The 24,165-nt window shown below is 62.3% G+C and carries 19 protein-coding genes, 1 tRNA gene and 3 pseudogenes; 7 read left to right on the plus strand and 16 right to left on the minus strand.

The window, feature by feature from the left end; translation table 11 throughout:
• The first annotated feature begins 21 nt into the window (after window positions 1–21).
• Window positions 22–1,232, plus strand: a protein-coding gene (locus tag PSTAB_RS21380) for an IS3 family transposase (protein ID WP_418080427.1) whose coding sequence is annotated in 2 segments (ribosomal slippage) — window positions 22–367 and window positions 367–1,232 — 1,212 coding nt in all. Because the reading frame shifts where the segments join, the coding sequence is not laid out codon by codon here.
• A gap of 908 nt (window positions 1,233–2,140) precedes the next feature.
• Here the strand turns inward: PSTAB_RS21380 and PSTAB_RS21625 are convergent.
• From PSTAB_RS21625 to istA, 6 genes and pseudogenes are all read right to left on the minus strand, one after another.
• A pseudogene (locus PSTAB_RS21625) lies at window positions 2,141–2,335 on the minus strand (3'-5' exonuclease); the annotation flags it as partial.
• Window positions 2,322–3,593 (minus strand): hypothetical protein, encoded by a 1,272-nt coding sequence (locus PSTAB_RS16230; protein WP_013983801.1) that lies wholly within the window; start codon window positions 3,591–3,593, stop codon window positions 2,322–2,324. The pseudogene PSTAB_RS21625 and the gene PSTAB_RS16230, both read right to left, overlap by 14 nt.
• Before the next feature lie 13 nt (window positions 3,594–3,606).
• A complete protein-coding gene (locus tag PSTAB_RS21630) occupies window positions 3,607–3,792 on the minus strand; it encodes a hypothetical protein (RefSeq protein ID WP_013983802.1) in 186 nt (61 codons plus the stop codon).
• 288 nt (window positions 3,793–4,080) lie between these two features.
• Window positions 4,081–4,608: pseudogene (locus PSTAB_RS22160) on the minus strand (3'-5' exonuclease); the annotation flags it as partial.
• 194 nt (window positions 4,609–4,802) lie between these two features.
• Complete coding sequence (istB, locus tag PSTAB_RS16245; protein WP_013983804.1) at window positions 4,803–5,606, minus strand: IS21-like element ISPst3 family helper ATPase IstB; 804 nt, start codon at window positions 5,604–5,606, stop codon at window positions 4,803–4,805.
• Window positions 5,599–7,098 (minus strand): IS21 family transposase, encoded by a 1,500-nt coding sequence (gene istA, locus PSTAB_RS16250; RefSeq protein WP_148263444.1) that lies wholly within the window; start codon window positions 7,096–7,098, stop codon window positions 5,599–5,601. The genes istB and istA overlap by 8 nt, the downstream gene beginning before the upstream one ends.
• Window positions 7,099–7,211: 113 nt before the next feature.
• Between istA and PSTAB_RS16255 the strand changes: the two are divergent.
• Both PSTAB_RS16255 and PSTAB_RS16260 read left to right on the plus strand, forming a co-directional pair.
• A pseudogene (locus PSTAB_RS16255) lies at window positions 7,212–8,006 on the plus strand (phage integrase); the annotation flags it as partial.
• 52 nt (window positions 8,007–8,058) lie between these two features.
• Window positions 8,059–8,499, plus strand: coding sequence for a hypothetical protein (locus PSTAB_RS16260; RefSeq protein WP_048330550.1), 441 nt, complete (start codon window positions 8,059–8,061; stop codon window positions 8,497–8,499).
• A 97-nt stretch (window positions 8,500–8,596) separates the two neighbouring features.
• Here PSTAB_RS16260 and PSTAB_RS16265 read toward each other — a convergent pair.
• The 5 genes from PSTAB_RS16265 to otsB all read right to left on the minus strand — a co-directional run bounded on the left by PSTAB_RS16265 (window position 8,597) and on the right by otsB (window position 12,655).
• A tRNA-Met gene (locus PSTAB_RS16265) sits at window positions 8,597–8,673 on the minus strand.
• A gap of 161 nt (window positions 8,674–8,834) precedes the next feature.
• Window positions 8,835–9,734, minus strand: a complete 900-nt coding sequence (locus PSTAB_RS16270) for a DMT family transporter (RefSeq protein WP_013983808.1) — start codon at window positions 9,732–9,734, stop codon at window positions 8,835–8,837.
• Window positions 9,734–10,378 carry a carbonate dehydratase gene (gene can, locus PSTAB_RS16275; protein WP_013983809.1) on the minus strand — a complete coding sequence of 215 codons (645 nt, stop codon included), beginning with the start codon at window positions 10,376–10,378 and terminating at the stop codon, window positions 9,734–9,736. The genes PSTAB_RS16270 and can overlap by 1 nt, the downstream gene beginning before the upstream one ends.
• A gap of 69 nt (window positions 10,379–10,447) precedes the next feature.
• A complete protein-coding gene (gene otsA / locus PSTAB_RS16280; protein ID WP_037002483.1) occupies window positions 10,448–11,863 on the minus strand; it encodes an alpha,alpha-trehalose-phosphate synthase (UDP-forming) in 1,416 nt (471 codons plus the stop codon).
• A gap of 15 nt (window positions 11,864–11,878) precedes the next feature.
• The gene (gene otsB, locus PSTAB_RS16285) at window positions 11,879–12,655 is read right to left on the minus strand and encodes a trehalose-phosphatase (protein WP_013983811.1); all 777 of its coding nucleotides are present in this window, start codon (window positions 12,653–12,655) and stop codon (window positions 11,879–11,881) included.
• A gap of 190 nt (window positions 12,656–12,845) precedes the next feature.
• On the opposite strand from otsB, the gene PSTAB_RS16290 reads away from it, so the two are divergent.
• Entirely contained in the window at window positions 12,846–13,388 is a 543-nt protein-coding gene (locus tag PSTAB_RS16290; RefSeq protein WP_013983812.1) for a hypothetical protein, read from the plus strand.
• Window positions 13,389–13,489: 101 nt separating this feature from the next.
• Here the strand turns inward: PSTAB_RS16290 and rimI are convergent, their stop codons facing one another.
• The 5 genes from rimI to PSTAB_RS16315 all read right to left on the minus strand — a co-directional run bounded on the left by rimI (window position 13,490) and on the right by PSTAB_RS16315 (window position 18,978).
• Window positions 13,490–13,942, minus strand: coding sequence for a ribosomal protein S18-alanine N-acetyltransferase (gene rimI / locus PSTAB_RS16295; RefSeq protein ID WP_041771828.1), 453 nt, complete (start codon window positions 13,940–13,942; stop codon window positions 13,490–13,492).
• A gap of 9 nt (window positions 13,943–13,951) precedes the next feature.
• Window positions 13,952–14,758: a hypothetical protein gene (locus tag PSTAB_RS16300; RefSeq protein ID WP_013983814.1), complete on the minus strand. Its 807-nt coding sequence runs from the start codon at window positions 14,756–14,758 to the stop codon at window positions 13,952–13,954.
• Window positions 14,755–16,299: a 2-isopropylmalate synthase gene (locus tag PSTAB_RS16305; protein ID WP_013983815.1), complete on the minus strand. Its 1,545-nt coding sequence runs from the start codon at window positions 16,297–16,299 to the stop codon at window positions 14,755–14,757. The genes PSTAB_RS16300 and PSTAB_RS16305 overlap by 4 nt, the downstream gene beginning before the upstream one ends.
• A 316-nt stretch (window positions 16,300–16,615) precedes the next feature.
• Window positions 16,616–17,854 (minus strand): saccharopine dehydrogenase family protein, encoded by a 1,239-nt coding sequence (locus tag PSTAB_RS16310; RefSeq protein WP_041771829.1) that lies wholly within the window; start codon window positions 17,852–17,854, stop codon window positions 16,616–16,618.
• Between the two features lie 26 nt (window positions 17,855–17,880).
• Entirely contained in the window at window positions 17,881–18,978 is a 1,098-nt protein-coding gene (locus PSTAB_RS16315) for a carboxynorspermidine decarboxylase (protein ID WP_013983818.1), read from the minus strand.
• A gap of 252 nt (window positions 18,979–19,230) precedes the next feature.
• Here PSTAB_RS16315 and mksB point away from each other — a divergent pair, with 252 nt between their 5' ends.
• The 3 genes from mksB (at window position 19,231) to mksF (ending at window position 24,104) form a co-directional block, all read left to right on the plus strand.
• Window positions 19,231–20,517: an Mks condensin complex protein MksB gene (gene mksB / locus PSTAB_RS16320; RefSeq protein ID WP_013983819.1), complete on the plus strand. Its 1,287-nt coding sequence runs from the start codon at window positions 19,231–19,233 to the stop codon at window positions 20,515–20,517.
• A 66-nt stretch (window positions 20,518–20,583) separates the two neighbouring features.
• A complete protein-coding gene (gene mksE, locus PSTAB_RS16325) occupies window positions 20,584–21,273 on the plus strand; it encodes an Mks condensin complex protein MksE (protein WP_013983820.1) in 690 nt (229 codons plus the stop codon).
• The gene (mksF, locus tag PSTAB_RS16330) at window positions 21,270–24,104 is read left to right on the plus strand and encodes an Mks condensin complex protein MksF (RefSeq protein ID WP_013983821.1); all 2,835 of its coding nucleotides are present in this window, start codon (window positions 21,270–21,272) and stop codon (window positions 24,102–24,104) included. The genes mksE and mksF overlap by 4 nt, the downstream gene beginning before the upstream one ends.
• The last annotated feature ends 61 nt before the right edge of the window (window positions 24,105–24,165 follow it).

Genomic DNA, 24,165 nt, shown 5'->3' on the forward strand with positions numbered 1-24,165 from the left:
GATAGGCAAACGGTCGTGTTTATGACTACCAGCAAAGACAGACATATCGAAGTACTCGGCCAGGAGCGGCGTCGCCGCTGGAGCGTCGAGGAGAAGCTCACCATGGTGCGCGAGAGCCTTGAGCCCGGGCACAGCGTCTCAGTGGTCGCCCGACGCCACGGCATCAACCCCAACCAGCTGTTTCATTGGCGCAAGCTCTATCAGGATGGCAGCCTGTCGGCAGTGAGCGCCGGAGAGGCCGTAGTTCCGGCTTCGGAGCTGGCCGATGCGATGAAGCAAATCCGCGAACTGCAACGAATGCTGGGCAAGAAGACTATGGAAGCGGAGGTGCTCAAGGAAGCTGTGGAGATCGCCCGTTCGCGAAAATGGATTGCGCACTCACCCTTGTTGCCGGGGGACGACCAGTGAAGCTGGTCAGCGAAAGTCTCGGTGTGTCGCGCTCGCAACTGACGGCTCGAATCAAGCAGGCCAAAGAAGACAGAGGAGCCCGTCGTCGGCGTATCCCTGACGATACGGCTCTGGTGGAGCGGATCAAGGCCTCAATCTCCGACTTGCCCAGCTATGGCTACCGCCGGGTCTGGGCGCTTCTACGTAGGCAGGCCGAACCGGTGGTCAATGTGAAACGGGTTTATCGGGTCATGCGCGACCATGACCTGCTGCTGGAGAAACGCCGCAAGCAGCCCGGTGTGGCTCGTCGTCATGAAGGCCGAGTGGCAGTGAGCGAGAGTAATACCCGTTGGTGCTCGGACGGTTTTGAATTTCGTTGTGACGATGGCGCCAAGCTGCGTGTGACCTTTGCCTTGGACTGCTGCGACCGCGAGGCTATCAGCTGGGTAGCCAGCCCGAGTGGCTACAGCGGTGATGACGTCCGTGACGTCATGCTTGAAGCCATCGAGAAACGTTTTGGACAGGCACTGCCTGTCACTCAGATTCAGTGGCTGAGCGATAACGGCTCGGCGTACACCGCCGAACAGACGCGCGCCTTTGCTCGCGAAATCGGCTTGATACCGCTGACCACGCCAGTGTGCAGCCCGCAGAGCAACGGCATGGCCGAGAGCTTTGTGAAGACGATGAAGCGTGATTACATCGCCCATATGCCACGGCCGGATCGCCAGACAGCGCTACGCAACCTGGCGATTGCTTTTGAGCATTACAACGAAGAGCATCCGCACAGCGCACTGAAGTACCGCTCGCCTCGGGAGTTCAGGCGGTTGGCCGTAACATCAACTTAACAGGGTTGTGGTGTCCGGTTTGATAGGGGCAAGTCCAGCTGCAGCTTCACTAACGCATAGAGCGGGAACGATCATCGCTTGGAGATGATTATGAGACAGGATGAATAAAAGGCCGCAGCTAATCTGCGGCCTTTTTCGTTCTGAACACAACAGGAAAGAAACCGAATATTCACGCGACTGCGGGCATCACTTTCGGCGACCGTTGGAACGCCCAATCACTGAGCACACTCCTTCATCGAAGAATTTGCATCGGCTGCGACGCGAATTCCGTGACAGTCAGCTGCTGCCATACAATCGCACTTGAAGCATGGGCCTTTGGCATCAGACCGGACATCGCGTCATACCTCCCTGTGACAGACACACGGCACGGTCGCCCGCCGCATCATCGACACTCACTAGCTACCGCAAGCCCTACGAGTGACACGGCGAGACTGCAGCACTCGAGTCATGTGGCATGGCGGTCGTAAGACAAGTGTGCAGCGGCGGCGATCGGGCCGAGTACTTATGATTGAGGCCGGGGCGGCAGCGCCCGCGAATGGCGGACCTCACGTCTGTGCACAATCGCCATTTCGGCCAGGCAACGCCTGGCGGCTATGATTTGACAACAAAATCGCGGGGGCATACTTGAAGCAGCGAAGCGTTCCTTCAAGTATGCCCCCGCGCCCCATACTTGAAACCTTCAAGTATGGGGCAGTTGGGCATTTTGGGCGTTTGTGAGGTCAGCGTAACGAATGTGAAGCGAAACCGAGCAAAAAGCACAAAATGATCAACTGCCTTCGCGTAGCGGCTGCTTTTGTTGTCAAAAAATAGCTTTTTCATTCGCCGCAGGTGAATGGCTGCCTGGTCATTCGATGCTATGCATGGCTGGCTCTAAAACGAGCCAACACGGAGCAAGGTTCAGCCTATCCTCAAGTACGCATCAGGACAAAAAGATTCCTCTTAGCTCTTGTAGCTGCAACATGCAGCAAGCAGCGCTCCGCTAGCTCCGTGTCCTCGGTCACACCTGCATCTTCATCACGACTGAACAGCTCTGCATAAGCGGAGCCTCCTTTGTAGGCAGCGAGCACAACCACACCAAACTCAAGCCCCTTAATTCGGTGCAAGTCGCTGTGAATAGTTTGCGTGATGCACGGCTTGCAGTACTGTCTTGCGGTGCCACGTCTTAAGCGCTTGGAACACAAACAAGGTCGCTGTCACCGTTTGCAGATACTCAAACATACCTTGAAGCGGCCAAATGGTCAAGAACGACAAGAACATGGCTACGGTAAAGTGCATATCTCGGCTCAGCCGCTTAGCTGTCACCCAGTAAGCATACAGACCCATAGGGATCACAACCGCAGACAAGAAGCCGAAGCGGAACAACGTACCAACAACACCAACGTCAGATAGGAAGAAGTAGTCACCGAAGTGTGGCTTGAAGCCTCCGTTCCACATCAAACTAAGGGAACCACTTGGCAACCACATGTTTGTGTCCAGGTGCTTCAAGATTTGACCAACCGTATTCTCACGGACGTTATCTTGTACGCCTTCCTCCACAACTTGCATGTAGAAGTCTAGGCTCACGCCAAGATGCAATAGCAACTCTGGGTTCAAGTAGAAAGGCAGAGCAACCAGAACACCTACAACACCAAACTTCACGAATCGCAGCTTCAATGTCAGGATGCTGAACACCAAGCACACCAGAAGCAACTGGCGAGTTTGAGTCACAAACACCAAGGTCATAAAGAACAACACGGCGAGCCCTATATAGATCATGCCGCTGCGCTTACTGCCGTCTATCATTGACTTGCCAGTATGCCAATAATAGACACACATGCAGAACCCAATGACCAATGCTTCGGCACCGATTAAAGCGCGACCTGGTCGACTCTGGTCATGCGAACCATCCAGGTCACGTAGTTCTGGTGTGATTTCCTTGAAGGCTAACCACGACAAAACAACTGCGACCATGGCGGTACTCAGGATCAATCGCTCGAACTGAGCAGCCGACATTCGGTGTGCCGCAAACAGTAACCAGAAGGCACTGAAACACATTAGGACTCGACGTTCTTCAATCAGACCGTATTGAAACGGTTGACCATAATACAACATCGAGAACACGGCAGGCATCACGACAAACATGAAGGTCATGAACAAGCAGAACGACAACAAGGCGTTGTACTCAGCCTTTCGACCTTTCGGTGAGCCCGCAATCAAGAATGCTGCGAAGCCAAGGCAGATAGCCATGTAGAGTTCTTGAACGTATTTGATTCCGATTGGGTTCATTGGGCTAGCGTCAAACAATCCGAAATGCAGGACCATCAACCCAAGCGTGAGCCCACATAGGATCACATTACCTTTACTTCGTTTTTCCGTATACATGAGCAGCTCCATTTCAATCATTACTAGGCTTGCGCACTTGAGGAGGGGCGGTCATCTGTTCCATGACGCCCAGTTCTTTGTCTGATCGTGGTGCTTCGTGCTTACCTGCCCATAGGTAACCGAGCAGAATCAACAACACCACGACACCGTAGTTGAACAGCTTTTTGTGAATCTGAGCTGGTGTAGGTTTCTCGTCCATACTGCACCTGCGCTATTAAGCCGTTACGGAATACTTTTCAGCACAAGGTGCGAGTTCCTCTCGAAGCATCTGCCGATCTAGCAGGTATGCCTTCAGATGGGAAATCGTTGTGCCAAAATCTATGGTCACACCAATGCTGAGGCTAACAGTGTAACTACCGTCACCAAGATTGATCTGGAAAAGCATGTCGGAACCAGCGTACACGACAACACTGACTTTACCATTCTTCTCAACCTTAACGGTACGGTAGTCTTCCTTTAAAAACGTTTGAACTTCATTCGCAAACTGTAATGTGGCCAACCGCACGCCCTGTGAACTGGCGTCGTCGGTTGTAGAGGTATCTAGCCTGAGGGTAGGTATGCCTGCACCCTGAAGCTCCCTCGCTACGCCGTCGAGATCATCATTGGTTCTGGCCGTAATGCACACCTGACGCATTTCCATACCGTCGTGCTGCAGATCAGCCAGGATCGACTTGATGTGCCCGACGTCATGCTGCAACGAACCGGACTCAATCACTTCAGGCGCATCCCCGTGGGTCAGCGAATGATAGCCACGCAGTGAGTCGGCATTGCCATCAAGGTCATCCACAGCGCAGCCTTCAAGCTGAGCGCAAGCCCATTGGCGTATCTCATCAGTGGTGCGGTAATTAACCTTAAGGCTGCGACTGCGACCACGGACTTCGATGCCGACCCGACTCAACACCACTTTATGACGATATATTCGCTGGTGAGCATCACCGACAATAAACAGGTCATTCTCGGCCTCTGCCACGGCAGTGCGGATCAGTTCAAAAGCTGCATTGCTGATGTCCTGAGCTGTTGGCGCTGATGGAAAATTGACCCACCCTGCCGATTGAAATTTGACCCAGGGCGGATTGCTGATTTTGTTACCAGCAACTGTGGATAAGTCTACCAGCGCAGCTGCTTTTGAACCCACTCCCTCGCTGTCCCAGTTCAGCTGTTGAAGACCTGCCACATGCAGCCATGCAGCAGGCCGTCGTCACCATGAAATCAGAACGACTCATCGTCCTCCGGTTCCTGGCCGCCCTTACGCTTTCGCTCCCGTGATTTGATCTTGGCCTGGGCCGCCAAGCTACTGTGTTGCAGGCGATAGGACTCGTTACCGGTTTCGACGATGTGGCAGTGGTGGGTCAGCCGATCCAGCAGGGCGGTGGTCATCTTGGCGTCGCCGAACACGCTCGACCATTCGGCGAAGCTCAGGTTGGTGGTGATCACCACGCTGGTGTGTTCGTACAGCTTGGACAGCAGGTGAAACAGCAACGCACCGCCAGCCTGGCTGAACGGCAGATAACCCAGTTCGTCGAGGATGACCAGATCCATGCGCAGCAGTGCCTGGGCGATCCGCCCGGCTTTGCCGTCGTGTTTTTCGCGCTCCAGCAGATTGACCAGATCGACCGTGGAGTAGAAGCGCACGCGCTTACCGTGCCGGGTGATGCCGGACACGGCCAGCGCGGTGGCTAGGTGGGTTTTACCGGTGCCTGGCCCACCGATCAGCACCACGTTCTGCGCGGTGTCGGTAAAGGCCAGGCTGGCCAGCTCGCTGATCAGGCGTGCGTCGGCGCTAGAGGCGTTGAAATCGAAGCTGGCCAGATCGCGGTGCATCGGCAGCTTGGCCATGTTCATCTGGTGGCTCACCGAGCGCATGGCGCGATCTGTGTGCTCTTGTTCCAGCAGGTGTTCGAGCAGCCACTTGGACGAGGCTGTGTTCGACTCACCCTGTGCAGTTAACTCCGCCCAGGCCGTGGCCATGCCGTGCAGGCGCAGCTCCTTGAGTTCCGCCATCAAATCACGCATGACCGACCTCCTCGGCCAGGCCACGCAGGCGGTCGTAGCGCGCCGTGTTAGCGACGGGGGCTTCCTTGAGCGACAAGTGGGTTTCGACGCTGGGTGGTGGTTCGGATGCTGTCAGCCGTGCCACGACATTGAGGATGTGTTCGGCGCTCAGGCTGCCGCTCTCCAGTACCAGCTCAACGCCTACCAGCACGGCATCGAGTCCGGCGACCGGTACGGCAGCCAGGACTTGCGCCATGATCCGTTCACCGCCGGCATGACGCCCCAGACCGTGCTTAAGCTGACGCAGCGGCGCTGGCAGATCAGCAAAGGGCGCTCCGTTGCGCAGCGCACCGGGCTTGCGTTCGATCAGCGGGAGGTAGTGCTGCCAGTCATAGCTGACCTGGTCGCGATCCAGTAAGCGCACATGGCTGGTGAGCAGCGCGTCATCAGCCACCACCTCGATTCGCGTCGGATACAAACGGCTGCTGACCCACTTACCCGCGTACTCACATGGCACCGAGTAGCGGTTGCGCCCGACGCTGACCAGGCAGGTGCTGGAGACCCGCGCAGGCCGCTCGACGTAACCGTCGAATGGCGCTGGCACAGGCATCAGTTCAGCGCGCTCCAACTCCAGCACTTCGGCTACACTCAGCCCGCTGTATTGAGGGTGCGTCAGCTCGTTCCAAAGCGCGCGGCAGCGCTGGCCCAGCCAGGCATTGAGTTCCTCGAAGGAGTGAAACTGGCAGTCCTGGGCGTCTAGCCAGATACGCCTGCGGCTGTCTTGCACGTTCTTTTCAACGATGCCCTTTTCCCAACCAGCGGCGACGTTGCAGAAGTCCGGATCAAGCAGGTAATGCGCGCACATCACCGCAAAGCGTGCATTCACCGCCCGGCCTTTGCCCTTATTGACCTTGTCGACGGCGGTCTTCATGTTGTCGTAGATGCCCCGGCGCGGCACGCCGCCCAAGGCGCCGAACGAGCGTGTATGGGCGTCAAATAACATCTCATGGCCCTGGCTCGGATACGCCACAAGCCAGAACGCACGGCTGGCACACAGCTTCAGATGTGCCACCTGCATACGCCGGTAAATGCCGCCGACCAGCAAGCCTTCCTCGCTCCAGTCAAACTGAAACGCCTCGCCAAGAGCAAAGGTCAGTGGCACAAAGGCCTGCGACGCCTTGTCCTGTCCCCCTCGCCAGGCACGGATAAACGCGGTGAGCTGGCTGTAGCCACCGTCATAACCATCGGCTTTGATTTGCGCCAACAGCGCCTTGGCACTGCGCCGCTGTTGCTTGGGGCGCAGCGAATCGGCTTTTAGCGCCTGCTCCAGCGTGGCGTGAAAAGGGCTGAGTTTGTTGAAGATCGCGCGGCGTTGGTACACCGGCTGCTTGGCCTCAGGTGCTCTGACCCACTTGCGAATCGTGTTGCGCGCCAACCCGGTGCGCTTGGCTATCTCATGCAGCGACAGCTTGTCGCGGAAATACATCCGGCGGATTTTGCCCATCATTTCCATACTGATCACCCTGTGTTCTCCTGCTCAAAAATTGAGCAGAAGCAGTTGAACACCTGGGTCAGTTTTCAGTCGGCAGAACAGCCTTTACTGGGTCAGTTTTCGGTCAGCGGCAACACGGCTGCACGCTCAAAGACGAGAAGACACGTCTGTCGAGAACGCTGGCGATCGCCAAACGGCTCGGCGATCCGCTCGCCTCGTCCTTCGACGCACTGGCCTGGGCGCGGTATCGGCAACAGCGCTTGAAAGTGGCGTCGCCGCATACGGTCAACCATGAGCAACGCTACCTGTCTGCCGTGTTCTCGGAATTGATCCGGCTCGGGGCCTGGGTAGGAAAGAACCCGCTCGCCAATGTCCGGCAGATCAGGACCGATCAGGTAGAGCTGACCTTTCTCACGCTGCCGCAGATCCGCCAGTTGCTCGAAGAGTGCAAGCGCTCCACCAACAATCACACCTATCCCGTTGCCCTGCTCTGCTTGGCTACCGGTGCCCGCTGGGACGAAGCCGAGTCGCTGACCCGTGCCGCGATCTACGGCGGTAAGGCTCACTTCCACCGAACCAAGAATCGGCAGTCGAGATCCGTACCGATTCCGAAGGATGTTGAGGATCTGGCAATGAAGGTGGGTATGCCTGGAAACGGTCGGCTATTCATGCCCTGCCGGTCGGCCTTTCGGTGTGCATACAAGCGTTGCGGCTTCGACACACCGGGCCAGATGACCCACATCCTGCGGCACACCTTCGCCAGTCACTACATGATGGCCGGTGGTGACATTCTCGGCTTACAACGGATCCTGGGGCACTCGTCGATCACGATGACCATGCGCTACGCGCATCTGTCGCCGGATCACCTGGAATCGGCACTGCGGCTATCGCCATTAGCTCAAAGCGGAGTTGTCAGCCATGGCCTGTAAGGTGCCGGGACTGATAAGGTTCTTGCTTCCTAACCGGCTAGTGGCTCGCTACATGGAAAGTAAGATTCCGCTCCCCACTGACAACATCTACAAGTTCTATGCATTGTTCTCGTTGCTGCTCTTGATCTTCTCGCTAGGAGCGTTTCTATACGTCCAGCAGTCCGCCAATGAGCAGGTGATAGCAATACTTCCTGAGCTTGAAGTGTTGAAAGAAGCCAAAGAGCTATCTACTAAAGATGCTGTGAGAAAACAGATACTTGAGCGGCAACTGGAGGTAATTGCTTCCGACCGGAAGTTTTTCCACCGAGCTCTCGGGGTACTTCTTGGGATCGCCATTTCGGGGATCTGGTTCGGCTTTATGCGCTGGCATAGAGTGATTCAGCCGCTGCAAGACGAACACACGAGGATTCAGCTTGAGATTTCACGCCTGCAGCTTGAGAAGCTGAAAGCTGAGTCGGCCAGCGCCACAGGAGCAGTGAAAGAAGCGGGCTAACGTCGCCCCCGAAGACCCGGTAGGCAAACCGTAGTCACTTCGTAGTCACCGGCACAAACAAAAAAGGGGCTAGCTTTCGCTAACCCCTTGTTTTGTCTGGTGGCTACACCGGGACTTGAACCTGGGACATCAGCATTATGAATGCTGCGCTCTAACCAACTGAGCTATGTAGCCAAGTGGCGCGCATTATTCTCTGGTCGGTTTGGGCTGTCAACCCTGGCTCCGCAGATTTTTTATCCTTTTCAAACGGTTAGTTACGAACGGTCGGGTCGCGTAGGTGGGGGCGCCTAGCCCGGGCCGCGCTGGTCGGCAGCCCAGATCTGGATCCTACGGCCCTAGCGGAACGAAGGCCGCGTGGCCAGCAGCAGGCCGGCGAAGATCAGGGCGCCGCCGATCCAGTGGAAGGTGCGCAGGGCCTCGCCCAGCAGCACCCAGCCCAGCAGCGCGGTGAATACGGGCATCAGGTACATGACCATGGCCGCCCTGCCCGCGCCGACGATCTTCACCCCATGGTTCCAGCCGACGTAGGCCACCAGCGAGGCGAACACGGCGGTGTAGCCGATGGCGGCGAGGTTGCTCGGCGTGAGGGCGAAGCCCCCTACCCGGCCCAGTTCCAGCAGGTAGAACGGCAGGATCAGCGGCAGACCGAGCAGCATCAGCACGCCCAGCAGCACCAGCGGCGGCACCAGCAGGTGCCTGGCCCAGCGGCGCAGCAGCAGCGTGTAGAGCGCCCAGGCCAGCACGGCGAGCAGCATGATGAGGTCGCCGCGCTGGAACGACAGGCTGGCGAAGGTCTGCCAGCTGCCGCGACTGATCAGGTAGAGCAGCCCGCCCGCCGCCACGGCCATGCCGAACCAGGCGCGGCGCAGCGGCCATTCGCCGAGCAGGAAGCCCGCGCCGATAAAGGTGGCCAGCGGCAGGCAGGTGTTCACCAGGGTGAGGTTGATCGCCTCGGTGCTTTGCGCGGCGGTATAGAGCAGCGAGTTGTAGCTGGCGATGCCCATGGCGGCGAGCACCGGCAGGCGCCAGCCGGCGGCACGCAGGGTGGCGCGGTGCGTCCAGATGCCCTTGGCGACGAAAGGCAGCAGCAAACTGGTAGCCAGCACCCAGCGCCAGAACGACAGGCTGAGCGGCGGGATGCTGTCATGGAAGGCGCGGCCGACCAGGGCGTTGCCGCTCCAGCAGAGCACGGCGATAAGCAGACCGGCGAAGGCCGGGCCCTGACGCGCACTCATCAGGCTTGGCGCGGCGGGCGCAGACGGTATTGCGAGGGCAACTGGTCGAGCCCGCTCACCGTGACGTTGAGATTCTTCCACAGGCCATCCTTGATGCCGTAAATGCAGCCGTGCACGGCGAGCGGCTGCCCGCGGTGCCAGGCGTTCTGGACGATGGTGGTGTGACTGACGTTGGCGACCTGCTGGATGACATTGAGCTCGCACAGGCGGTCGACCTGTTCTTCCTCACTGGCCAGCTTGGACAGGTGCACGCGGTGTTCGTAGTAGAGGTCGCGGATGCTGCGCAGCCAGCCGTCGATCAGGCCCAGCTGGTCGTCGCGCATGGAGGCGCGGACGCCGCCGCAGCCGTAGTGGCCGGTGACCAGGATGTGTTTGACCTTGAGCACGTCCACCGCGTACTGGATGACCGACAGGCAGTTGAGGTCGGTGTGCAGCACGACGTTGGCGACGTTGCGATGAACGAACAGGTCGCCCGGCAGCAGGCCGACGATCTCGTTGGCCGGCACCCGCGCATCGGAACAGCCGATCCACAGGTACTCCGGCGTCTGCTGGCGGGCCAGTTTCTGGAAGAAATCCGGGTCTTCTTCCTTGATGGCTTCGGCCCAGCGGGCGTTGTTCTCGAACAGCGGGTCCAGTTCGCTCATCTCATGTGTCCCTGTGGGTCGGCTCGGCACCTTACGAGTCGCTGCAGGCTTTTGACAAGCCGCCGCGGCTCACTCGGGTTCGACCAGCTCGACCTTCTTCGCCCGCTGGGCACTGGGTTGCGAGATGAACGAGCGCAGATCACGCATGAAGTTGTCGCGCCAGGCGTCCAGGTCGGCGGCGCGAATGGCGCGCATCAGGTGCTCGTAGCGATCCTTGCGTTCGGCCAGCGACATGTTCAGCGCCCGGTCGAGCGCTTCGGCCATGCCGACGCAGTCGTACGGGTTGACGATCAGCGCCGAGGTCAGTTCGCGGGCCGCGCCGGCGAAGCGCGACAGCACCAGCACGCCGGGGTCTTCCGGGTCCTGGGCGGCGACGTATTCCTTGGCGACCAGGTTCATGCCGTCGCGCAGCGGGGTGACGAAGCCGACGTCGGCGGCGCGGAACAGGCCCATCAGCACGCGGCGGTCGTAGCTCTTGTTCAGGTAGTGCAGCGGCGTCCAGTCGAGGTCGGACATGCGCCCGTTGAGGTGCCCGGCCTGACTCTCCAGCTGCTCGCGGATGTGCTGGTAGGTGCGCACGTCGGAGCGCGAGGTTGGCGCGATCTGCAGGAACTCGACGTTGTTGCGGTGCGCCGGGTAGCGGTCGAGAAATTCCTCGTAGGCGCGGAAGCGCTCCACCAGACCCTTGGAGTAGTCCAGCCGGTCGACGCTGATGATGGTCTGGCGGCGTGTGTCGGTGGCGCGGCGCATGGGATGCGCGCGGCCCTTGTAGCCTTCGGCGAGCTGCTGGATTTCGTCCGGCACCACGCCGATGGGGTAGACGCCGGCGCGGAAGTTCTGCCCATAGGCGGTCAGGCTGCCGTCCGGCTCGATGACGCCACGCACCTCGCGGGTGATGTAGTCCTGAAAGGCCAGGCGGTCGGTGTCGGTCTGGAAGCCGATCAGGTCGTAGTAGCAGAGCGTCTTGAGCAGGTCGTTGTGCGGCGGGATGGCGGTGAGGATTTCCGGCGCCGGAAACGGGATGTGCAGGAAGAAGCCGATGCGGTTGCGCACGCCCAGCTGGCGGCAGGCTTCGGCGAAGGGGATCAGGTGGTAGTCGTGGATCCAGATGATGTCGTCGGGCCTGAGCAGCGGCATGAGCTTCTCGGCCAGCATGGCGTTGACCCGCCGGTAGCCGTCGTATTCCTCACGGCTGTAGCGGGCCAGGTCGATGCGGTAGTGAAAGATCGGCCACAGCGTGGCGTTGGAGAAGCCGCGGTAATACTGGTCGTAGTCACGCTTGTTCAGCGGCAGCGTGACATAGGTGATGTTGCCGACTTCCTCGGTGTTGATGGTCGGGGTCGCGCTGACCTCGCCGCTCCAGCCGAACCAGATGCCTCCGGCCTGGCGCAGGGCATCGTAGACACCGACGGCCAACCCTCCGGCAGCCACCTTGCCCGCCTTGATCGGCGCGACTCGGTTGGAAACCACTACTAAACGGCTCATGGCAAAAATCTCGCTCTAGTCTGGTTTTGTTATAGATCCGGCCGGTTCGCCGAGCTCGCTCAGCAGCTGTTCCAGCCAGCCGCCGACCGCATGCACCGATGGCAACCGCTCGCGAGCCTCGCTGGGCCCCTCGCCGACCTTGATGGAACGCCCGCCCAGCGCATTGACGGCGGCGAAACCCGCCTCGTCGGTCAGGTCATCGCCGACGAACACCGGGGTGCGGCCGGCGAATGGCACCTCCTCCATGAAGGCGCGGATGACTTCACCCTTGCTCGCCCCGCGTGGCTTGAGTTCGAACACGCACTTGCCGGGCTGCAGGCTCAGCACCTCGGCGTAGCGCTCGGCGAAATGCTCGGCGAGCTCGCGGGCGACCTGTTCCAGCTGCGGCGCCAGGCGAAAGTGCAGCGCGAAGGCGACGCCCTTGTTCTCCAGATGCAAGCCGGGGTGCTCGCTGCAGGCCTCGGCCAGCTCGCGCTGGATGCGCTCCAGCTGCCGGGCATCCAGCGCCAGGTTGCGCAACTCGCCTTCGGCATCCCGGCGCTCGGCGCCATGCACGCCGGCGGCGGGCAGTTGCAGCGGTGCCAGCAACGCATCGAGCTGTGCCAGGGGGCGCCCGGAGATCACGGCGACGGGAATCCCGTCGGCATGCAGTCGTTCCAGGGCCGCAAGGGTGGGCGGTGGAATGAAGACGAGCTCCGGGCGGGGCTGTATTTCAGCCAGCGTGCCGTCGACGTCGAAGAAGAAAGCGCAGCGCCGAGCCTCAGGCGCAGGTTGGTCGTTTTGATCGTTCATGCAGGTAGGACTCCGGATCACGCGCGGTGGTTCGTCCCATTTCGCTCGCCTGCCGGTCAGGTACTGCAGCCCGAATTCGCAGCCCATCAAGGATGGCCCCGGATGCCGGTTCCGGCCAGCGGCGCACCTGAATCTTCATCGAGCGGCCGGGTCACAACCTGCAAGACCGATGGCCTGACAGGAGACGATCATGAGCGATCAGAAACCCTATACCCCGACGGAAATCGACGACACCGAGGACCGCATGGGCTCGATGGAGCCGCTCGACTTCGACCAGCGCCGGGACGAGCGCAAGGGCCGCATCGGCGACCAGGTGCCGGCCGAGGAAATCGCCGATCAGTTCCCGCCGGAGCGCGAGGCCGAGGCCGGCATGACGGTCGGCGAAGTGCCCGGCGGCGAGACCACCATGGATGACCTGGCGCCAGAGACGCAGATTCCGGACGACGGCTCGCGCTCACCCCGCGAACGCGGCCACGGCGGTCCGGCGGATCAGGATCTGAGCGTGGTGTCCGAGCACGAGATCGGCGCAGACGTGGACCTCGACGAAGCCGAGCTGGGCCGCTACGACCCGCTGGACGGCAAACCTTGGGACGGCCCCGCCAAGGGCGACGAGGACACCGGCCTCAGCGGTGGCGACGCGGTGCTGCGCGAGGACGACAGTGTGCTGTCGGACGATGAACTGGAGGGCGACGCCCCGCTGGATTCAGGCCGGGACAAGCGGCCGGGGGAGTGATCGGGCCGCTTGCCGCACCGAACGCGGGGCGGGCTCAGCCCCTAAGAGAACGATGCCTCGCAAGGCGGCGGGCTGAGCCCGCCCCATGGAACAACGCGCCATCAATCCAGCAACGTGCAGGCCATCACCAGCGCATCTTCGCGGCCATCGGCCGACGGATAGTAGGCCCGGCGGCGGCCCACTTCGTTGAAGCCGTACCGCTCGTAGAGGCGGTAGGCCGGCGCATTGCTGGCGCGTACCTCGAGGAAGCATTCGCGGCCGCCGTGCTCGCGGGCGCGCTGCATCAGGTGCTCCAGCAGGCGCAGGCCGAGGCCGCGGCCCTGGCTCTGCGGCTTGACGGTGATATTGAGCAGGTGCGCCTCGTCGAGGATCACGTTGATCACGCCGTGCCCGACCTGCTGCTCGCCCTCGAACATCACCCAGCACTCGTAGGCAGTCAGGGCATCGTTGAAGATGCCGCGGGTCCAGGGGTGGCTGAAGGCGGCGTATTCGATCTTCAGCACGGTTTCGATATCCGCCGCTGTCATCGGGCGAAAGCTGACTGCATCACTCATCACGCGTACTCACGAACCTATGTGCCAGCGCGGCATGCTGCGGCGCATGGCCTTCCACAGCTCGGCCTTGGCGGCCGGCTGTTCCATCAAGGCTTCCAGCCCCGGCATCGCCAGGGCGCGACCCAACCCTTCCACGGCCACCTCGCGATAGCAGTTGTCGACGTCCACTTCGCCCGCGAAGCGCAGAGCCGGGCGGCCGATCAGCCAGATGCAGTCGCAGCCCATCTGCTCCAGCTCGGCAGCCATCACGCCCTGCACGTAATCGCGCGCAGCCTCGGCGCCCTGGTCAAGGCTGCCCTTGTGCAGCAGCGGCCAGCGGATCGGTTCGCCGTCGCCGACCTGCTGCGGCTTGTCCGGCAGCCGGGCGGCGCGCAGCAGGTCCTTGAGCAGGATGTAGGCCGGGTCACGGCTCTGGAAGGATTCGCCGGTGGGCAGTTCCACCACCAGCAACACGTTGCCGGCGCGCAGCAGCTGCAGGGAGAAGCGCGGCGGCGGCTCGATGGCCTTGGCGGGTTCGGCGGCGGCCTCCTCGCCAGGGCTGCCGGTCGCGGCCACGGGCTTCGGCTCCGGCATGGCGATACGCGGGCGCGGTGCCGGGGTCGGTTCGACGGTCGGCGCCACGGCTGGCCGCTCGACGACCGGTGCAGCCTCGACCTCGGCCACGGGCGCGACGGCGGCCGCGGGCTCCGGCTCGGCAACCGGAGGCTGCAGCAGCTCGAGCCGCGACGGGGCAGCGAACGGCAGCTCGGTGCGTGGCAGCCAGCTGGCTACCTGCATGGCGTCGAGGTAGGCCCGACGCCGGGTTTCACTGATCAAACGCCTTCCACCTGTGGATGAGCCTTGGCGCCGACCTGCATCAGGTTCAGCGCGTTGAGATAAGCCTTGGCCGAGGCGACGACGATGTCGGTATCGGCGCCGTTGCCGTTGACGATGCGCCCGCCCTTCTCCAGCCGCACGGTCACCTCGCCCTGGGAATCGGTGCCCTGGGTGATGGCGTTGACCGAGTAAAGCTGCAGCGTGGCACCGGAGCCGGCGACCGCCTCGATGGCCTTGAAGGTGGCGTCCACCGGGCCGGAGCCTTCGGCCTGGGCGCTGCGCTCCGCTCCATCGACGCTGAGCACCAGCTTGGCTTCGGGCGTGGTGCCGGTCTTGCTCGCCACCTTCAGGCTGGCCAGCTTGAAGTGTTCGGGCGCCTCGTCGGCCAGGGTATCGGAGACCAGCGCCTGCAAGTCTTCGTCGAAGATTTCATGCTTCTTGTCCGCCAGCTCCTTGAAGCGGGCAAAGGCAGCGTTCAGCTCGTCGCCTTCCAGTGCGATGCCCAGCTCCTCCAGGCGCGAACGGAACGCGGCGCGACCGGAGTGCTTGCCCATGACCATCTTGTTGGCGTTCCAGCCCACCGACTGGGCGGACATGATCTCGTAGGTCTCACGATGCTTGAGCACGCCGTCCTGGTGGATGCCCGACTCGTGGGCGAAGGCGTTGGCGCCGACGATGGCCTTGTTCGGCTGCACCGGGAAACCGGTGATGCCCGAGACCAGGCGCGAGGCGGCAAGGATGTGCTCGGTCTCGATGCGGGTGTGCACGTTGAGCAGGTCCTGGCGGGTCTTGATCGCCATGACGATCTCTTCCAGCGCGGCGTTGCCGGCACGCTCGCCGAGGCCGTTGATAGTGCATTCCACCTGGCGCGCACCGGCCACCACCGCGGCCAGGGAGTTGGCCACGGCCAGACCGAGGTCGTTATGGCAGTGCACGGAGAACACCGCCTTGTCGGCATTGGGGATGCGCTCGAGCAGCTGGCGGATGGTGTCGGCGTACTGGTGCGGAATGGCGTAGCCGACCGTGTCCGGAATGTTGATGGTGCGTGCCCCGGCGTCGATGGCAGCCTCGATGATGCGGCAGAGGAAATCGATCTCCGAGCGGCCGGCGTCCTCGCAGGAAAACTCCACGTCGGCGCACAGGCTGCGCGCCTTCTTCACCGCGCGCACTGCCTGCTCCACCACCTGGTCCGGCTGCATGCGCAGCTTGTACTGCATGTGGATCGGGCTGGTGGCGATAAAGGTGTGGATGCGCCCGGAGTTGGCGCCGGCCAGCGCTTCGGCAGCGCGTTCGATGTCGGCATCGACGGCGCGCGCCAGGCTGCACACGGTGCTGTCCTTGATGTTGTCGGCGACCAGCTTCACCGCGGCGAAATCGCCGGGGCTGGCGATGGCGAAGCCCGCCTCGATCACGTCTACCTTCAGCCGCTCCAGCGCCCGGGCGATGCGCAGCTTTTCCTCACCGGTCATGGACGCGCCGGGACTCTGCTCGCCGTCGCGCAGGGTGGTGTCGAAGATGATGACGCGATCGTTGCTGCTCATAGGAAATCCTCACGGCTGCCGAGCGCCTCTGACAGGGCGCCTGTGTGGGCGGATTGTCGCGTGAAATGGACGGGGCGGGAAGGAGCAGCTGCGTTTGGCGTGGGTTGTTGTCGCGTAGGGTGGAAAACCGCGAAGCGTTTCCACCAGCGTTCCCCATCGGTGGAAAAGCCTTCGGCGTTTTCCACCCTACGAAGGCCAGCCCCCAACGTAGGGTGGATGTCGCTTTTTACATCCACCGCCGCGCCGCCGACAAAGCAAAAGGCCCCGCTACCAGAGCAGCGGGGCCTTTCGTTCTCACGTGCAGCTCGTAACTGGGTTACCGATCCCAGGGACGATCGCCATGCTCGTCCTTGATGCGAGTGCGCAGGCCCATCACATCGAGCAGCTTGAGGAACGGCTGTGCCGGCAGTTCTTCGACGTTGACCATGCGCTTGGCATCCCACTCGCCACGGGCGATCAGCAGCGCCGCGGCAACCGGTGGCACGCCGGCGGTGTAGGAGATGCCTTGGCTGTCCGTCTCGGCGTAGGCCTCTTCATGGTCGGCCACGTTGTAGATGAACAGCTCGCGCGGCTGGCCGTCCTTGGTGCCCTTGACCAGGTCGCCGATGCAGGTCTTGCCGGTGTAGCCCGGCGCCAGCGAGGCGGGATCGGGCAGCACGGCCTTGACCACCTTGAGCGGAACGACTTCCAGGCCTTCGGCGGTGCGCACTGGCTGCTCGGAGAGCAGGCCGAGGTTCTTCAGTACGGTGAAGACGTTGATGTAATGCTCGCCGAAGCTCATCCAGAAACGGATGTTCGGCACGTCGAGGTGCTTGGAGAGCGAGTGCACCTCATCATGACCGGTCAGGTAGAGGCTCTGTTCGCCCACGACCGGCAGGTCGTCGGTGCGCTTGACCTCGAACATGCGGTTGGTCGTCCACTGGCCGTTCTGCCAGCTGTAAACCTGCCCGGTGAATTCGCGGAAATTGATTTCCGGGTCGAAATTGGTGGCAAAATACTTGCCGTGGAAACCGGCGTTGACGTCGAGGATGTCGATCGACTCGATCTTGTCGAAGTATTCCTGTTGGGCCAGAGCGGCGTAGGCGTTGACCACGCCCGGGTCGAAGCCGGCACCGAGGATGGCGGTGATGCCCTTTTCCTGGCATTCGGCCAGGTGCTTCCACTCGTAGTTGCCGTACCACGGCGGCGTTTCGCAGATCTTGCCCGGCTCTTCATGGATCGCGGTATCGAGATACGCGACGCCGGTGTCGATGCAGGCGCGCAGCACGGACATGTTGAGGAAGGCAGAACCGACATTGATGACGATCTGCGATTCGGTTTCACGAATCAGCGCCTTGGTCGCTTCCACGTCCATGGCGTCCAGCGCATAGGCCTTGATCTCGCCGGGCTGCTTCAGCCCGCCCTTGGCCTGGACGCTGTCGATGATGGCCTGGCATTTGGAGATGCTGCGCGACGCGATAGCAATACGACCGAGTTCGTCGTTGTGCTGCGCGCACTTGTGGGCCACCACCTTGGCAACACCTCCTGCGCCAATGATAAGAACGTTTTTCTTCAATTGTTTCACCCCCTTGTACTGCGGCCTCAGGAAAGGCTGGACAGGTAATCGTTAAAGTCGAACTCACGAACCATCTCGACGCTGCCGTCGAGCTGCTTTACCACGATGGACGGCATTTTCAGACCGTTGAACCAGTTTTTCTTGACCATGGTGTAGCCTGCCGCGTCGATGAACGACAGCCGATCGCCGATGGCCAGCGGACGATCGAATTGGTACTCACCGAAGATATCGCCGGCCAGACAGCTCTTTCCGCACACCATGTAGCTGTGCTCGCCGTCGTTGGGCGCCATCTTGGCGTTGAGGCGGTAGATCAGCAGGTCGAGCATGTGCGCTTCGATGGAGCTGTCGACCACCGCGAGGTTCTTGCCGTTGTACAGGGTGTCGAGCACGGTGACTTCCAGCGAGGAGCTCATGGTGATCGCCGCCTCGCCGGGCTCCAGGTAGACCTGCACGCCGAATTTTTCCGAGAACGCCTTCAGTCGCGCGCAGAAGGCATCGAGCGGATAGCCTTCGCCGGTGAAGTGGATGCCACCGCCGAGGCTGACCCACTGGACCTGTTCCAGCAGATGGCCGAAGCGCTCCTCGATGGTGCTCAGCATCTTGTCGAACAGCTCGAAGCTCGAGTTCTCGCAGTTGTTGTGGAACATGAAGCCGCTGATCTTGCCGATCACCGCCTCGATCTTCGCCGGATCATGCTCACCCAGGCGGCTGAACGGCCGCGCCGGGTCGGCCAGCAGGTAGTCCGAACTGCTCACCTGCGGATTGACGCGCAGGCCGCGGATGGTTCCCTCGGTCGCCTCGGCGAAGCGCTCCAGCTGACCGATGGAGTTGAAGATGATCTTGTCGCAGTTGGCGACCATCTCTTCGATCTCGTCGTCGGCCCAGGCCACGCTGTACGCGTGGGTCTCGCCGGCGAACTTCTGCCGGCCGAGCTTGAGCTCGTACAGCGATGACGAGGTGGTGCCGTCCATGTACTGCTGCATCAGGTCGAACACCGACCAGGTGGCGAAGCACTTGAGTGCCAGCAGCGCCTTGGCGCCGGACTGCTCACGCACGTAGGCGATCTTCTCGAGATTGCCCAGAAGCTTCTGTTTGTCGATGAGGTAATACGGCGTCTTGATCATCTGTTCGTGCCCCGAGGGAGTCGCCGGCGGAACCGACAGCTCGCTTTTTGCAAAAAAGTGCGAATTGTGCCGGGAACCGACAGAGATCGAAATAGCACATCGACACTTCGTCACGTTTAGTGACGTTCGGGCTTGCCCGACCGGTCGCCGAATGGCGCCAGGCTAACCTTCAGGCGATGACGTTCAGGTGACGCCTCCATACGTGCCGCGACGGCGTGGCCGATTGTCTGCGCGCCCATCACGAAGGCCCCAATGCAGTACAATCGGCGCTTTTTCATTGGCTGGACTGGCGCCACGATGATCGAACCCAAGCGCGTACTGCGTGCCCTCGCCGAACACTGGACGTTGCTCGAGCCGCTGTGCGAGCGTTTCGACGCCGGCACCCTGAGCCTGGTGGAGTTGCGCCATCAGCTCGCCGCACAGCTACCCGAAGGCACGCCCACCGACATCACCGCCCTGCTCGACCAGTGGATCCGCCTGGACATCCTGGTTCCGGTGGCCAAGAGTCCCAACCGCTTCGAGCTGAACGCGCAGATCCACGACTTCCTCGCTTACCTGCGCCGCGAGCACCGCCTCGGCCTGTGCCTAGAGATCGAAGCCTACCTGCGCCATCTGGAGCGCCTGGCCGGGCATATCCTCGATGCGTTCGAGATTCGCGATGGCAACGACCTGGCCCGCCAGCTGCGCCTGCTCGACATGCGCGTACGCGATGTACTGAAGAAACTCGACAACGACGAACAGGCCCTGGTCGCGGTGGCCGACCGGGCCAAGACCAGCGACCGCCAGATCCCGCTGCGCCAGCGCTATGCAGAGGTGCTGGCGACCTGGGACGAGTACGTCGAGCCGATGATCCAGCTGGTCTCCGCCGACGGCGCCTTCGAGCAGGGCGTTCATCGCGTCGAGCAGGTGCTGATGAAGCTGCTCGGCGAACAGCAGCGCCTCGGCCAGCTGGTGGACGACGACCTCCTGCTGCGCACTCATGCGCGCATCCTGGAAATGCAGACCACCGCCCAGCTGACCCTGCGCAAGGCCCGCGAGCTGTTGCTGCCGCTACGCGAGGAAGCGCGTCGGCACAACGCCGTGACCCGCGGCGCGGCACTGGCACTGTCGGCGATCCGCAAGAAGGGCCTGGACGCCGTACCACAGGCCTCGCTGCCGCTGTTCACCCGTCCTCAGAGCACCTTTCTCGGCACTGCCAGCCAGGTCGAAGCCTACGTCTACGCCCTGGCCCGCTTCGAGCCGAAGCCGGCGCAGTTCCCGCGGGCCAGCGGCAAGCGCAAGGGCGAGCAGCCGCGCGCACCGCGCACCGCGCGGGAGATGATCGAGCGTTGCCAGCAGGCACTGCCGCTGCCGGACCTGATGGCCTGGCTGCTGGAACAGGAACCCGAGGGCGCCACCGACGAGCTGCTCTACTGGTTCTCGCGCCTGTCCCGCGACAGCCGCTTCCAGCGCGATCGCCTGGAACGTCGCGAGTACCTGACCCGCGAACACCGCGTCAGCCTCAGCTCCTTTGCGCTGGTGGCCAATGCCAATGGCTGACTCCTACGTAGGGTGGACGACGCGCAGCTTGTCCACCATCACCCCGACGATATCCGAGCGACCTGAATGAACATCGACCTCAAGGAAATGACCCAGCTGGCGCCGATCTTCCGCGAGCTGTTCAAGGGCTATCACCTGTCGCGCAGCGAGCCGGAGCCCTACGCGCAGCTGTCGAACATGCAGGACCAGTACCGCGCACTGTTCAAGGCGCTCGGCTTCGAGCTGGTCTGCGATCCGCGCGGCTTCTACTACTTCGTCCCGGAGCAGATGGGCGCGCAGGTGAACAAGACCGCCCAGCGCCTGGCGCTGTTCACCTTCATCCTCGTCGAGCACCTGGCCGACCAGGGCCGCGACCCGCTGGCGGTGCTCGACGGTGGCAGCCTCGGTCGCGATGAACTGCCGGCGTTGCTGGACAAGTACCGCGACCTGTTCCTGCAGGCCGAAGTCACCACCCAGGAAGAACTGGAAGAGAAGGTCATCCGCCGCCTGACACAGCTGGGCTTCGCCGAGGACAGCAACGGCGTCTACCGCTTCCTGCCGCCGATGCACCGTTTCCTCGACGTCTGCCTGTCGGTGCAGCAGGACCGCGATCTGGCCGCCAGCCTGCACAGCAGTGACCTGCCGCTGCCCGCCCCGGAGCTGATCGCCGAGGACGAGGGCGAAGACGACATCATCCTCATCGAGGAAGCAGCCGAAGAATCGGAAGAAGACGCCTTGGCACGCGCCATCGCCGAAGAAAAGGAGCTTGAAGCATGAGCCAGGAACGCTACGGCATCCGCCGCTTCGCCCTGCTGAACACCGCCGGCTACAGCCTCGGCATCTTTCCGCTGGAAAACCCGCTGTCGGTCTACGGCGCCAACAACCTCGGCAAGTCCGCGTCGATCAACGCGCTGCAGTTCCCGATCCTGGCGCGCATGTCGGACATGAGCTTCGGCAAGTACAGCCTCGAGCAGTCGCGCAAGTTCTACTTCGCCTCGGACACCAGCTACATCCTCGTCGAAGTCATGCTGCCCCACGGCCCGCATGTGATCGGCGTGGCTGGCCGCGGGCCGGGCGGCGGCTTCGGTCATCAGTTCTTCGTTTATCAGGGCTCGCTGGACCTCGACCATTACCAGCAGAACGGCACCTGCCTGCGCCAGCGCGAGCTGTTCGCCAATCTCGAACGCGCCGGCATCAAGGCCTTCGAGGCCAAGCCGGACGAGCTGCGCCGGCTGCTGGTCGGCGGGCATACCTCGATCCCGCTGGACATGACGCTGATCCCGCTGCGCTCGACCAGCGAGCAGAGCCTGAAGACCTTCCGCGCACTGTTCATCAACCTGTTGCATATGCGGGAAATCACGGCTGCCAAACTGAAGCAGCTGTTCCTCGATGCCTTCGAGCACAGCCTGCGCTCGGGCAGCGTCGACTATATCGCCGCGACCGAAGAAGCCTTCCGCGACGTGCGCCGCATGGAGCAGGACTACCAGGCACTGGTCGCCGCCGGCCCGCTGGTCGAGGCGCTGGCGGCCGGTGTCGCCCAGCGCGAGCTGCTGCGCGGCAAGCTGCATCGCCTGTCACCGCTGCTCGACAACCTGCTCGGCACCTGGCACGACTACGCCGATGCGCGCAAGGAAGAGCTGGTGATCCAGGCCGAGCACTATCGCCGCGAGCAGGACGGCCTGCAGAACGAACAGCGCGGTTCGACTGGCGAACTGATGCGCCTGGAACGCGAGATCAGCGAAATCCAGCGCTGGCTGGGCGAGCTGGCGGTGCTGAAGAACCGCTTCGCCCTGGTCGAGGACGCCCATGTGCTGGAGCAGCAGCTGCTCGCCGCCAAGGACGCCCACGACGAGCTGGCCGGTGCGCTGGCGCAGTCCCGTCAGTTCTCCAGCGAGGACCTGGACGAGCGCCTGCGTGATCTGGAAAAACGCCTGAAGTCGGTCCGGCAACAGCTCGACCATGCCGACAACAACAGCTACTCGCGTTTGCGCGAGGAGTTCTCCCAGGCCGATGTGGATCGCCTGATGCGCCTGTTCAATGGCCAGCTGTTCAGCCTGCCGCTGGGTGAAAAAGGCATCAGCGCCGAGGGCGACGACTGGGTCAAGGCCGTGGAAGCGGTGCTGGATCGTTTCAAGGGCGACACCTTCTCGGTGCCGGGCCTGTCCATCGACCTCTCGCATATCGAGCCACCGGCGCTGCAGGCCCTGGCCGACCGTGCCGCCCTGCGCGACCAGAAGGATCGCCTGGAGCGCGAACTCAAGCAGCTAAAGACCCAGCATGCGGTGGCCGTCGACCGCGCGGCGAGCAAGGCCCAGGCCGAGGCGCTGTATCAGGCCGTGCTGGATGCGCAGAAAGCGCTGGAAGACTTCCGCCGCAGCCAGACCCTGGCCGCCGAGGAGCCGGCGAAGCTGGAGCAGCTGGCGCAGGCCGAGGCCGCCCAGGAAGAACTCAAGCGCACCAGCGACGCCTTCGCCGAGCGCGTACAGCACCTGTCCGCCAAGCTGCAGCTGGTCGGCCGTCAGCTGGCCGATCTGGAAGCCAAGGAGCGCACGCTGGAAGACGCCCTGCGACGTCGCCAGCTGCTACCGGCGGATCTGCCGTTTGGTACGCCTTACATGGACCCGGTGGACGACTCGCTGGACAACCTGCTGCCGCTGCTCAACGACTACCAGGACAGCTGGCAGGCGCTGCAGCGCGTCGACGGTCAGATCGAGGCGCTGTATGCCCAAGTGCGCCTGAAGGGCGTGGCCAAGTTCGACAGCGAGGAAGATCCCGAGCGTCGCCTGCAGCTGCTGGTCAACGCCTACGCCCACCGTCAGGACGAGGCGCTGACCCTGGCCAAGGCCCGCCGTGCCGCGGTCACCGACATCGCCCGGACGCTGCGCAACATCCGCAGCGACTACGAAAGCCTGGAACACCAGCTCGCGCTGTTCAACCGCGAGATCAACAAGCGTCAGGTTTCCAACCTGGCGAGCTTCCGCATCGTGCTGGCGCCGAACAAGGATGCGCTCAAGCACATCGACCAGATCATCCACAGCGCCGGGCAGTACGAGGAAGGCGAGACGCTGTCGGTATTCGATCTGTCCCAGTCCGCCGAGCAGGACGCGAAGAACGAGGAAGCCAAGGAGTATCTGGCTCGGCTGGTGGCGGCGAACAACAACCAGCTGGGCCTGAAGGACCTGTTCGAGCTGGCGTTCGAGATCACCAAGGTCGGCGGCCAGCCGGTGATTCATACCGACATCGACGGTGCGGCGTCCAACGGCACCACCATGACCATCAAGGCGCTGACCAACATGTACCTGTTGCTGCACCTGATGGACCGCGAGCAGGCCGGGCGCATCCGCCTGCCCTACTACCTCGACGAGGCGGCAGACATCGACGAGCGCAACCAGCAGGCGCTGATCGAAACCAGCCTGCAGCTGGGCTTCGTGCCGATCCTCGCATCGGTGAAGCCTCAGGTCTCGGCCCATGTCGCGATCGACCTTGAGGGCGGCAGCGGGCCGGCCGGCATCTACATCGACGAGGCCGACTGGAAATACATCAGCCGCCGCGAACCAGTCGCCAGCGAGCACACTGCTTCAGCCCAACGGACCGAAGAACCGGCCTGATCTTCCACAACGAAAAAGGGCCCTGGAAGGGGCCCTCTTCATGTGTCGCAGGGGGCTTGGC

This window comes from Stutzerimonas stutzeri (assembly GCF_000219605.1).
In the GTDB taxonomy this organism is placed as follows: Bacteria; Pseudomonadota; Gammaproteobacteria; order Pseudomonadales; family Pseudomonadaceae; genus Stutzerimonas; species Stutzerimonas stutzeri.